This window comes from Pseudomonas sp. (assembly GCF_049301935.1).
Lineage (GTDB): Bacteria > Pseudomonadota > Gammaproteobacteria > Pseudomonadales > Pseudomonadaceae > Aquipseudomonas.
Genome location: NZ_JBAQLP010000135.1, coordinates 1 through 10,590 on the forward strand (window position 1 = coordinate 1; position 10,590 = coordinate 10,590).

The 10,590-nt window shown below is 62.0% G+C and carries 12 protein-coding genes; 11 read left to right on the forward strand and 1 reads right to left on the reverse strand.

Annotated elements, in window-relative coordinates; all coding sequences use genetic code 11:
* The 11 genes from WA145_RS17620 to lipB form a co-directional block, all read left to right on the forward strand.
* The coding region (locus WA145_RS17620; protein WP_422582808.1) for a glutamate-5-semialdehyde dehydrogenase at positions 1-607 on the forward strand (607 nt) is incomplete at its 5' end.
* A 13-nt stretch (positions 608-620) separates the two neighbouring features.
* Positions 621-1,295, forward strand: coding sequence for a nicotinate-nucleotide adenylyltransferase (gene nadD / locus WA145_RS17625; RefSeq protein ID WP_422582809.1), 675 nt, complete (start codon positions 621-623; stop codon positions 1,293-1,295).
* A gap of 37 nt (positions 1,296-1,332) precedes the next feature.
* Positions 1,333-1,704 (forward strand): ribosome silencing factor, encoded by a 372-nt coding sequence (gene rsfS, locus WA145_RS17630; RefSeq protein ID WP_422582817.1) that lies wholly within the window; start codon positions 1,333-1,335, stop codon positions 1,702-1,704.
* A 12-nt stretch (positions 1,705-1,716) separates the two neighbouring features.
* Positions 1,717-2,184 carry a 23S rRNA (pseudouridine(1915)-N(3))-methyltransferase RlmH gene (gene rlmH / locus WA145_RS17635; RefSeq protein ID WP_422582810.1) on the forward strand — a complete coding sequence of 156 codons (468 nt, stop codon included), beginning with the start codon at positions 1,717-1,719 and terminating at the stop codon, positions 2,182-2,184.
* A 24-nt stretch (positions 2,185-2,208) separates the two neighbouring features.
* Positions 2,209-4,098: a penicillin-binding protein 2 gene (gene mrdA, locus WA145_RS17640; RefSeq protein ID WP_422582811.1), complete on the forward strand. Its 1,890-nt coding sequence runs from the start codon at positions 2,209-2,211 to the stop codon at positions 4,096-4,098.
* Between the two features lie 38 nt (positions 4,099-4,136).
* Complete coding sequence (gene rodA / locus WA145_RS17645) at positions 4,137-5,234, forward strand: rod shape-determining protein RodA (RefSeq protein WP_422582818.1); 1,098 nt, start codon at positions 4,137-4,139, stop codon at positions 5,232-5,234.
* Between the two features lie 23 nt (positions 5,235-5,257).
* Positions 5,258-6,268 carry a lytic murein transglycosylase B gene (gene mltB / locus WA145_RS17650; protein WP_422582819.1) on the forward strand — a complete coding sequence of 337 codons (1,011 nt, stop codon included), beginning with the start codon at positions 5,258-5,260 and terminating at the stop codon, positions 6,266-6,268.
* Positions 6,268-7,272, forward strand: coding sequence for a septal ring lytic transglycosylase RlpA family protein (locus WA145_RS17655; protein ID WP_422582812.1), 1,005 nt, complete (start codon positions 6,268-6,270; stop codon positions 7,270-7,272). The genes mltB and WA145_RS17655 overlap by 1 nt, the downstream gene beginning before the upstream one ends.
* 121 nt (positions 7,273-7,393) lie before the next feature.
* On the forward strand, positions 7,394-8,569 hold the full coding sequence (locus WA145_RS17660; RefSeq protein WP_422582813.1) for a D-alanyl-D-alanine carboxypeptidase family protein: 1,176 nt from the start codon (positions 7,394-7,396) through the stop codon (positions 8,567-8,569).
* A 73-nt stretch (positions 8,570-8,642) separates the two neighbouring features.
* Positions 8,643-8,918, forward strand: coding sequence for a DUF493 domain-containing protein (locus WA145_RS17665; RefSeq protein ID WP_422582814.1), 276 nt, complete (start codon positions 8,643-8,645; stop codon positions 8,916-8,918).
* A complete protein-coding gene (gene lipB / locus WA145_RS17670) occupies positions 8,918-9,571 on the forward strand; it encodes a lipoyl(octanoyl) transferase LipB (protein WP_422582815.1) in 654 nt (217 codons plus the stop codon). Before WA145_RS17665 ends, lipB begins: the two co-directional genes overlap by 1 nt.
* Before the next feature lie 126 nt (positions 9,572-9,697).
* Here the strand turns inward: lipB and lipA are convergent.
* Positions 9,698-10,590 (reverse strand): lipoyl synthase (gene lipA / locus WA145_RS17675; RefSeq protein WP_422582816.1); only part of this gene is annotated, 893 nt, incomplete at its 5' end.

Below are 10,590 nucleotides of genomic sequence, written 5' to 3' on the forward strand. Positions count from 1 at the left end.
CAAGGTGCCGGTGATCAAACACCTGGACGGCGTCTGCCATGTGTATATCGACATCGCCGCCGATCTGGATAAAGCCATTCGCGTTGCCGATAACGCCAAGACCCAACGCTACTCACCGTGCAACGCCCTGGAAACCCTGCTGGTGCACGCCGCCGTGGCCGACAAGGTGCTGCCGCCGCTGGCTGCGATCTACCGCGCCAAGGGTGTTGAACTGCGTGGCGATGCTGCGACCCGCGCGCTGCTGGGCAGTGACGTGCTGCAAGCGAGCGAAGACGACTGGTTTGCCGAATACAACGCACCGATCCTGGCGATTCGCATCGTCGATTCGCTGGATGCGGCCATCGAGCACATCAACCATTACGGCTCGCAGCACACCGACGCGATCATCACTGAGAACTTCAGTGATGCGCGGCGCTTCCTCACCGAAGTGGATTCCGCCTCGGTGATGGTCAACGCCTCGACTCGTTTCGCCGATGGCTTTGAATACGGCCTGGGCGCAGAGATCGGTATTTCTACTGACAAGCTGCACGCGCGCGGCCCGGTTGGGCTGGATGGGCTGACCAGCGAGAAGTACGTGGTGTTTGGCGACGGGCACATTCGTACCTGATGGGGCGTACCTGATGGCCAAGCGCAGCGGCGCCCAACGTGTCGAGGCCCGACGCATCGGTCTGCTCGGCGGCACCTTTAATCCGGTGCATATCGGCCATCTGCGCAGCGCCGTGGAAGTGGCCGATGCGCTGCAGTTGGATGAATTGCGCCTGATCCCCAGCGCGCGGCCGCCCCATCGCAGCGCGCCGGAGGTCAGTGCGCAGGATCGCCTGGCCATGGTTCGCCTGGCGGTAGCCGATGCCGGGGTGTTGCAGGTGGATGATCGCGAGCTGCGGCGCGACAAGCCGTCCTACAGCATCGACACCCTGGAGTCGTTGCGCGGCGAGTTGGCGGCGGACGATCAGCTGTTTCTGCTGCTGGGCTGGGATGCCTTCTGCGGTTTACCCAGTTGGCAGCGTTGGGATGAGTTGCTGCAGCACTGCCATATTCTGGTGTTGCAGCGCCCGGATGCCGACAGTGAAGCGCCCGAGGCGCTGCGTAATCTGTTGGCGGCGCGCAGTGTGAGTGACCCTTCGGCCCTGAGTGGGCCGAGCGGGCAAATTGCTTTTATCTGGCAGACACCCCTGGCGGTGTCGGCTACCCAGATCCGTTCGCTACTGGCGAGCGGAAAGTCGGCACGTTATCTAGTGCCTGACGCGGTACTGGCCTATATCCATGCCCACGGACTGTACCGTGACGCGAATTGAACACGAGGCAAATGAGTTACTTATGACTAAGGCAAAAATGCAGAGCGAAGAGTTGGTCAAACTGGCCATCGCAGCCCTGGAAGAGATCAAGGCGCAGGACATCACCACCATCGATGTACGCGGCAAGACCAGCATCACCGATTTCATGCTGATCGCCAGCGGCACCTCCAGCCGTCACGTCAAGTCGCTGGTCGACAACGTACTGGAGAAAGTCAAGGAACAGGGCGTGCGCCCGATCGGCACCGAAGGCATGGACACCGGCGAGTGGGCGCTGCTCGACCTGGGCGATATCGTGGTCCACGTGATGCTGCCGACGGCTCGCCAGTTCTATGACCTTGAGCGGCTGTGGCAGGGTGCCGAGCAAAGCCGTGCGCAGTTCAGCGTCGAAGCCGGCCCAGAACAGGAATAAGGACGCGCAGCGGTGCGGATCAAACTGATCGCCGTCGGCTCGCGGATGCCGCGTTGGGTGGAAGAAGGCTGGCAGGAATACGCCAAGCGCATGCCCAGCGAGCTGTCCCTGGAACTGCTGGAAATTCCGCTGACCACCCGCGGCAAGAATGCCGATGTGGCGCGGATGATCCGTCAGGAAGGCGAGGCCATGCTGGCCAAGGTTCAGCCTGGGGAACGCATCGTCACCCTGGAAGTCGAAGGGCGACCCTGGAGCACCGAGCAGCTGGCGGTCGAACTGGACAAGTGGCGCCTGGATGCACGTACCGTCAACCTGATGGTCGGCGGCCCGGAAGGGCTGGCGCCTGAAGTGCAAGCGCGCAGTGAACAGCGCTGGTCGTTGTCGCCGCTGACCCTGCCGCACCCCTTGGTGCGGATTCTGATCGGCGAACAGATGTACCGTGCCTGGACTGTATTGTCCGGCCACCCTTACCACAAATAATCAGCCAGTAACCAGCAGCCACCGATGCCGCAACCTATCCGCCTCAAAGACCACGAGAAAGACGGCCGCCTGATCCGCAAACGCGCGGTGGTCGGTGCTGTGGTGGTGTTGTTGCTGACCGCGGTGCTGGTGGCGCGCATGTATTACCTGCAGGTGGTGCAGTTCGAGCATCACACCACCCTGGCGGAAAACAACCGCATCCACGTGCAGCCGATCCCGCCGAACCGTGGGCTGATCTTTGACCGCAACGGGGTGATCATCGCCGATAACCGCCCCAGCTTCAGCCTGACCCTGACCCGCGAGCGCGCCGGCGACTGGCCGCAGGTGCTCGACGTGATCGTCGAGGTGCTGGAGCTGGGCGCGGATGAGCGTGCGCTGTTCGAGCGCCGCGTACGTCAGGGGCGGCGGCCGTTCGAGCCGGTGCCGGTGCTGTTCGAGTTGAGCGAGGAGCAGATCGCCCGTGTGGCGATCAATCAGTTCCGTCTGCCGGGGGTGGAAGTCGCCGCGCAATTGGTGCGGCATTACCCGCTGGGCGAGCATTTTGCCCATTCGGTGGGTTATGTCGGGCGGATCAACGAGAAAGAGCTGAAAGAGCTCGATCCGGTGGCCTACAGCGGCACGCACCATATCGGCAAGACCGGTATCGAGCGTTTCTATGAAGACGAGCTGCACGGTGAGGTGGGTTACGAGGAAGTCGAAACCAACGCCCGTGGCCGCGTGCTGCGCGTGCTCAAACGCACCGATCCGCTGCCCGGCAAGGACATCGTGTTGAGCCTCGATATCCGCTTGCAGGAGGCTGCCGAAAAGGCCCTGGCCGGCCGGCGTGGCGCAATTGTGGCGATCCAGCCGCAGACCGGTGAAGTGCTGGCGATGGTCAGTCAGCCGAGTTTCGACCCTAACCCCTTTGTCACCGGTATCGGCTTCAAGGCCTATGCCGACCTGCGCGACTCCATCGACCGACCGCTGTATAACCGCGTATTGCGCGGCCTGTATCCGCCGGGCTCGACGATCAAACCGATGGTCGCGGTGGCGGGGCTGGATGCTGGCGTCGTCACGCCGCAGACCCGGGTATTCGATCCCGGCTTCTATCAGCTGCCCAACCACAGCCACAAATACCGCAACTGGAACCGTACCGGCGATGGCTGGGTGGATATGGACCTGGCCATCGCCCGCTCCAACGACACCTATTTCTATTCGCTGGCGCACAAGATGGGCATCGACCGCATGCATGACTACATGACCCGTTTCGGGCTGGGTCAGCGCGTGTCGCTGGACATGTTCGAGGAAACCGCCGGACTGATGCCGTCGCGGGACTGGAAGCGCGCGCGTTACCGTCAGGCCTGGTATCCGGGCGAGACGCTGATTCTCGGCATCGGTCAGGGCTATATGCAGACCACGCCGCTGCAACTGGCCCAGGCCACCGCGCTGATGGCCACACGCGGCAAGTGGATTCGCCCGCACCTGGCCAAGACCATCCAGGGCCGTGCGCCCGTCGATCCCAACCCGTTACCGGATATCGTCTTGCGTGATCCCGCGTTCTGGGATAACGGCCGCCATGGTATGGAGCAGGTGATGCACGGCCCGCGCGGTACTGCGCGCAAGGTGGGTGACGCCGCGCTTTACCGAATCGCCGGCAAGAGCGGCACCGCCCAGGTGGTGGCGATCAAACAGGGTGAAAAATACGACCGCAGCAAGGTCGCCGAGCGCCACCGTGACCACGCCCTGTTCGTTGCCTTCGCTCCGGCGGATAACCCGCAGATCGCCGTATCGGTGATGGTGGAGAACGGCGAGTCCGGCTCCGGGGTTGCCGCACCAGTGGTCAAACAGGTGATCGATGCCTGGCTGCTGGATGAAAACGGTCAGTTGAAAGCCGAATATGCTCCGCCTGTGGCGGTCGAGGTCGCTGCGCCATGAACAGTAATTTCGACCGCAACCTGTCCTCCGAAGACCTGATGCGCCGTCGCGCCACCTTGCTGCAGCGTCTGCATATCGACGGCATTCTGCTGCTGATTCTGCTGATTCTGGCCACTGGCAGCCTGTTTATCCTGTATTCGGCCAGTGGCAAGAACGTCGACCTGCTGATGAAGCAGGCCACCTCCTTCGGTATCGGTCTGGTTGGCATGTTGATCATCGCCCAGTTCGAGCCGCGCTTTATGGCGCGCTGGGTGCCGTTGGCCTATGTCGGCGGCGTCGCTTTGCTGGTGGTGGTGGACGTCATGGGGCATAACGCCATGGGCGCCACGCGCTGGATCAATATCCCTGGGGTGATTCGCTTCCAGCCCTCGGAATTTATGAAGATCATCATGCCGGCGACCATTGCCTGGTACCTGTCCAGCCGCAGCCTGCCACCACGGCTCAAACATATCTGCATCAGCCTGGCGATGATCATCGTGCCCTTTGTGCTGATTCTGCTGCAGCCGGACCTCGGCACCTCGCTGCTGATCATCGCCTCTGGCGGCTTCGTGCTGTTTATCGCCGGCCTGCAGTGGCGCTGGGTGATCGGCGCGGTGGCGGCGGTGGTGCCGATTGCCATCGGCATGTGGCTGTTTGTTATGCGTGAGTACCAGAAACAGCGCGTGCTGACCTTCCTTAACCCGGAAAGCGATCCGCTGGGCAGTGGCTGGAACATTATTCAGTCCAAGGCGGCGATTGGTTCGGGCGGGGTGCTCGGCAAGGGCTGGCTGCAAGGCACCCAGTCGCACCTGGATTTTCTCCCTGAGAGCCACACCGACTTTATCATCGCGGTACTGGCCGAAGAGTTCGGCCTGGTTGGCGTGTGTTTGTTACTGCTGGTGTACATGCTGTTGATCGCCCGCGGCCTGGTGATTACCGTGCAAGCGCAGACGCTGTTCGGTAAGCTTCTCGCCGGCGCGCTGACCATGACCTTCTTCGTCTATGTCTTCGTCAATATCGGCATGGTCAGCGGCCTGCTGCCGGTGGTGGGCGTGCCGCTGCCGTTTATCAGCTATGGCGGTACCTCGCTGATCACCCTGCTGGCAGGATTTGGAATTTTGATGTCGATCCACACTCATCGTAAGTGGATGGCATAGGTTTGATTGGGATTATGAATTTAATGCAAAACGCGCGTGGTTGGATGGTACGTACTGCACCTTGGCTGGCGTTGACCGGGGTGTGCGCCGTGGCTCAGCCCGTGCTGGCCGGGGATTATCAGCAGTCGCCGCAGGTGGCCGAGTTCGTCGGCGAAATGACCCGTGATTACGGCTTTGCCGGTGAACAACTGGTCGAGCTGTTCGCCCAGGTTGAACGTAAGCAGGCGATCCTCGATGCCATCTCGCGCCCGGCAGAAAAGGCCAAGCCGTGGAAGGATTACCGGCCGATCTTTATCACCGACAAACGCATCAGCAAGGGTGTCGAGTTCTGGCAGCAGCACGAGGCGACCCTGGCCCGTGCCGAAGCCGAATACGGTGTGCCGGCCCAGGTGATTGTGGCAATCATCGGCGTGGAAACCTTCTACGGCGGCAATACCGGCAGCTGGCGGGTGATGGATGCCCTGTCGACCCTGGCCTTTGACTACCCGCCGCGCGCGCCATTCTTTCGCAAGGAGCTGCGCGAGTTCCTCCTGCTGGCCCGTGAAGAGCAGGTCGAGCCGCTGAGCATGACCGGCTCCTACGCCGGGGCCATGGGCCTGCCGCAGTTTATGCCGAGCAGCTTTCGCGCCTACGCCGTGGATTTCGACGGTGACGGCCATATCAATATCTGGAACAACCCGACCGATGCCATCGGCAGCGTCGCCAGCTACTTCAAGCGTCACCACTGGCAACCGGGGCAGCCGGTGGTCAGCGCCGCCACCGTCACGGGTGAGCAGGCCGAGCAAGGCCTGACAGTGGGCCTGGACCCGGTAAAGAATGTCGCTGAGCTGCGGGCGCTGGGCTGGACCAGCGCCGACCCGTTGGCTGACGATTTGCCGGTAACCGCCTTCCGTCTGGAAGGTGCCGACGGCGCCGAGTACTGGCTGGGCCAGCCTAACTTCTTTGTGATCACCCGCTACAATCGCAGTGTGATGTATGCCATGGCGGTCAATCAGCTGGCCGAGTTGCTGGTTGATGCACGGGGTAAGAATTGATGCTGCGTTTGCCGTTTAAATTGGCTGCCTATGGCAGCCTGGCGTTACTGCTGGCCAGCTGTTCGTCCACCCGTGCGCCGCAGCCGGTTGCACCGGTGCAGCCGGGTGGGGCGATTTCCGGGCCGGGTGATTTCAACCGTCCGCACAAGGATGGCGCGCCCTGGTGGGATGTCGATGTGTCGCGGATTCCCGATGCCGTGCCGATGCCGCATTACGGTCGGGTCAAGGCCAGCCCCTACACCGTGTTCGGCAAGCAGTACTACCCGATTCCCGATGCCCGTCGCTATCAGGCGGTCGGCCCGGCCTCCTGGTATGGCACCAAGTTCCATGGTCAGGCCACCGCCAACGGTGAAACCTACGACCTGTATGGCATGACCGCCGCACACAAGACCTTGCCGCTGCCCAGCTACGTGCGCGTAACCAATCTGGAAAACGGCAAGAGTGCGATTCTGCGGGTCAATGACCGTGGGCCGTTCTCTTCCGATCGGATTATCGACCTGTCTTTCGCCGCGGCGAAGAAGCTCGGTTATGCCGAAAGCGGCACCGCGCGGGTCAAGGTCGAAGGCATCGATCCGCATGAGTGGTGGGCCCAGCAGGGCCGGCCGGTGCCTATGGTGCTGGCAGCGCCGCAGCAAGTGGCGCAGGCGCAGCCGGTTGCGCAGCCTATCGCGCAGCCGCTTGAACAGTATTCACCGCCCCCGCAGCAACATGCCGCCGCGGTGCTCCCCGTGCAGATTGACGCAAAAAAAAACGCTTCAGTCGCAGCCTCTGGCCTGTATCTCCAAGTGGCCGCCTTCGCCAATCCGGACGCTGCGGAGCTACTCCGGGCGAAGCTGAGCGAGACAGTGGCTGCGCCGGCGTTCGTCAGCTCAGTGGTGCGCAACCAGCAGATATTGCACCGCGTGCGTCTGGGTCCGGTGAGCAGCCAAAGCGAGGCTGAGCAGCTGCAGAGCAGCGTGCGCCTGGCCAATCTCGGTGAACCGACCCTGGTCAAGGCCGACTGACCGGGCACTTCTGCTGCTTCTGCGGGACTAAACAAACACCTCCGGCCAGCCACAGTTGGCCAGAGGCATCAGCAACTTATGCCCTCTGGGCCTGTTCACCATCAGCAATCTAGAGAGACGGATGAATATCACCAGCTTTGCGCAACGCGTTTTCCTATCACTTTGCCTACTCAGTGCGTCGACCGCCTGGGCCAATCAGCCAGCCATTCCTTCTGCGCCGCAGTTGGCTGCCAAATCCTATGTGCTGCTGGATGCCGCCAGCGGCAAGGTGCTGGTGGAAAACAACGGTGATCAGCGTCTGCCGCCGGCCAGCCTGACCAAACTGATGACCGCCTATATCGCTACCCTGGAAATTCGCAAGGGCAAGATCGGCGAGCAGGATCTGGTACCCATCAGCGAACATGCCTGGCGTACCGGTGGTGCCGCATCCGGTGGCTCGACCATGTTCCTGCCGCTGAACAGCCAGGCCACTGTGGATGACCTGCTGCACGGCGTGATCATCCAGTCCGGTAACGACGCCAGCATCGCCCTGGCCGAGTACATCGCCGGCAGCGAAGACGCCTTCGCCGACATGATGAACGAGACCGCTGCACGCCTGGGCATGAGCAACAGCCACTTTATGAACGCCACTGGTCTGCCGCATCCGGAGCATTACTCCAGCGCTCATGACATGGCCATTCTGGCTCGTGCCATCATCAACGAAGACCAGCAGCACTATGCGATCTATGCGCAGAAGGAGTTCCTCTGGAACAACATCAAGCAGGGCAACCGCAACCTGCTGCTGTGGCGTGACAAGACCGTCGACGGCCTGAAAACCGGTCACACCGAAGAAGCCGGCTACTGCCTGGTGGCTTCGGCCGTACGGGATGGCGCGCGGATGATCACCTCGGTATTCGGCACGGTCAGCGAGTCGGCCCGCGCTGCGGAAACCCAGAAGCTGCTGACCTATGGTTTCCGCTTCTTCGAGACCCGCACCTTCTACAAGCAAGGTCAGGAACTGGCTCAGGCCCAGGTGTGGAAAGGCGCCGTGCGCCAGGTCAAAGCCGGCCTTGGCGCTGATCTGAGCCTGACCCTGCCCAAGGGGCAGCTGGAAAAACTGCAAGCCGGGATGATCCTCAACCCGCAGCTCACCGCCCCGATTGCCCAGGGTGAGGTGATCGGCAAGGTTGAAGTGAAGCTGGGTGAGGAGGTGGTGCACAGCGCCGATCTGATCGCCCTTGAGGCTGTCGAGGAAGGTAGTTTCCTGCGCCGCCTGTGGGATAGCATCCGCCTGTTCTTCTTCGGATTGTTCAACTGATAGCGTGACCAGCGCGCCCCTGCCGACCCGCAGGGGCGTTGTTGTTGCCACGGCTTACGAGGCCGTTACTGCCATGACTCAACCTGATGTAAAAACGCACAAAATCGAATTCCCATGCGCCGACTACCCGATCAAGGTGGTAGGCGACAGTGGTGCCCATTACAAAGACATGGTGATCGAAATCCTCAGCAAGCATGCCAAGGTCGATCTCAGTACCCTGGCCGAGCGCCAGAGCAGTAATGGTAAGTACACCACGGTGCAGCTGCATATCGAGGCAACCGGTGAAGACCAGTTGCGCGATATCAACAGCGCCCTGCGCGCGACCGGCATCGTCCATATGGTGCTCTGATGAGCCTGCCGCTCGGCTTTCGTGAGCTGGGCCAGGTCGACTATCAGCCCACCTGGCATGCCATGCAGCGCTTTACCGACACCCGTGGCGCGGATACGCCGGACGAAATCTGGCTGCTCGAACACTCCCCCGTATTTACCCAGGGCCAGGCCGGCAAGGCCGAGCATGTGCTGTTTCCGGGCGATATTCCGGTGGTGCAGGTCGATCGCGGCGGCCAGGTGACTTACCACGGTCCGGGCCAGCTGGTGGCTTATCTGCTGCTGGATGTGCGTCGCAGTGGTATCGGTGTGCGTGAGCTGGTCAGCCGCATCGAGCGCAGCCTGATTGACCTGCTCGCCAGTTATGGCGTCAGCGCCAACGCCAAACCGGATGCCCCGGGTGTGTATGTGGATGGCGCGAAGATTGCCTCGCTGGGCCTGCGTATCCGCAACGGCCGCAGCTTTCATGGCCTGGCGCTGAATGTGGATATGGACTTGCAGCCCTTCCAGCGTATCAACCCTTGCGGTTATGCCGGCATGGCCATGACCCAACTGGCCGATCAGGTCGCAGGGTCGGTAGATATTTCTGAAGTCAGTGCGCGGCTGCGTGAGCAACTGGTCAAGCACCTCGATTACGCGCAGCAGCAGAGCCTGGCGGGCGTAATCGACTGCTAGGCTGAGATTCGGCGCAAAGCAAAACGCCCAACCCCAGGCATAACCCAGGATCAGGCGTTTTATCTCTCGATCAGACCGTAGCCTGGGTTAGCCAAAGGCGTAACCCAGGGCGTAACCCAGGAGTTATTAGCTCAGATTAAGCGCCGGAATCAGGCTGCTGTCGAGCTGCTGGCCCGGCACGGGCACCGGAGCGGCCAGGCCTAGGTTATTCTTCTCGAACACCTTGTCGGCGCGGTAGCTGGAGCGTACCAGCGGGCCGGCGGCGACTTCCATAAAGCCCTTCTGCAGACCGATGTCGCGCAAGTGATTGAACTCTTCCGGGCTGACCCAGCGCTTGACCGTCAGGTGGTTGCGGGTCGGTTGCAGGTATTGGCCGAGGGTGAGGATGTCGACGCCAATGGCGCGCAGGTCATCCATGGTCTGCAGGATTTCTTCGTCAGTCTCGCCCAGGCCGAGCATCAGGCTGGTCTTGGTCAGCACGTCCGGGCGATGGCGCTTGGCGTGTTCCAGCGCTCGCAGGGTCTTCTCGTAACCGGCGCGGGGGTCGCGTACTTCATGGGTCAGGCGCTTGACCGTCTCGACGTTCTGCGCAAACACCTCAAGACCGGAATCCACCACGCGTTCGATGGCCTGCAGGTCGCCGTCGAAGTCCGGAGTCAGGGCTTCTACCACTACGTGCGGGGTGTTGTCCTTGATCGCCCGTACGCAGGCGGCGTAGTGGCTGGCGCCGCCGTCGTCCAGGTCGTCGCGGTCCACCGAGGTCAGCACGATATAGCGCAGCGCCATCAGCTCCACCGACTTGGCGGTGTTCTGCGGCTCTTCCAGGTCCAGCCAGCCGTTGGGGTTGCCGGTGTCCACCGCGCAGAAGCGGCAGGCGCGGGTGCACACCGAGCCCATCAGCATGATGGTGGCGGTACCGTTGGACCAGCATTCGCCCATGTTCGGGCAGTGGGATTCCTGGCACACGGTGCTCAGGCGGTGTTCGCTGACATTGCGTTTGACCGCCTCGAAGCGGCTGC

What these genes read in the sequence shown, in the direction of transcription:
- nadD (WP_422582809.1), top strand. Translation starts at nt 621, where the DNA reads ATGGCCAAGCGCAGCGGCGCCCAACGTGTCGAGGCCCGACGCATCGGT.
- lipB (WP_422582815.1), top strand. Translation starts at nt 8,918, where the DNA reads ATGAGCCTGCCGCTCGGCTTTCGTGAGCTGGGCCAGGTCGACTATCAG.
- mrdA (WP_422582811.1), top strand. Translation starts at nt 2,209, where the DNA reads ATGCCGCAACCTATCCGCCTCAAAGACCACGAGAAAGACGGCCGCCTG.
- rodA (WP_422582818.1), top strand. Translation starts at nt 4,137, where the DNA reads ATGCGCCGTCGCGCCACCTTGCTGCAGCGTCTGCATATCGACGGCATT.
- mltB (WP_422582819.1), top strand. Translation starts at nt 5,258, where the DNA reads ATGCAAAACGCGCGTGGTTGGATGGTACGTACTGCACCTTGGCTGGCG.
- WA145_RS17655 (WP_422582812.1), top strand. Translation starts at nt 6,268, where the DNA reads ATGCTGCGTTTGCCGTTTAAATTGGCTGCCTATGGCAGCCTGGCGTTA.
- WA145_RS17660 (WP_422582813.1), top strand. Translation starts at nt 7,394, where the DNA reads ATGAATATCACCAGCTTTGCGCAACGCGTTTTCCTATCACTTTGCCTA.
- rsfS (WP_422582817.1), top strand. Translation starts at nt 1,333, where the DNA reads ATGCAGAGCGAAGAGTTGGTCAAACTGGCCATCGCAGCCCTGGAAGAG.
- WA145_RS17665 (WP_422582814.1), top strand. Translation starts at nt 8,643, where the DNA reads ATGACTCAACCTGATGTAAAAACGCACAAAATCGAATTCCCATGCGCC.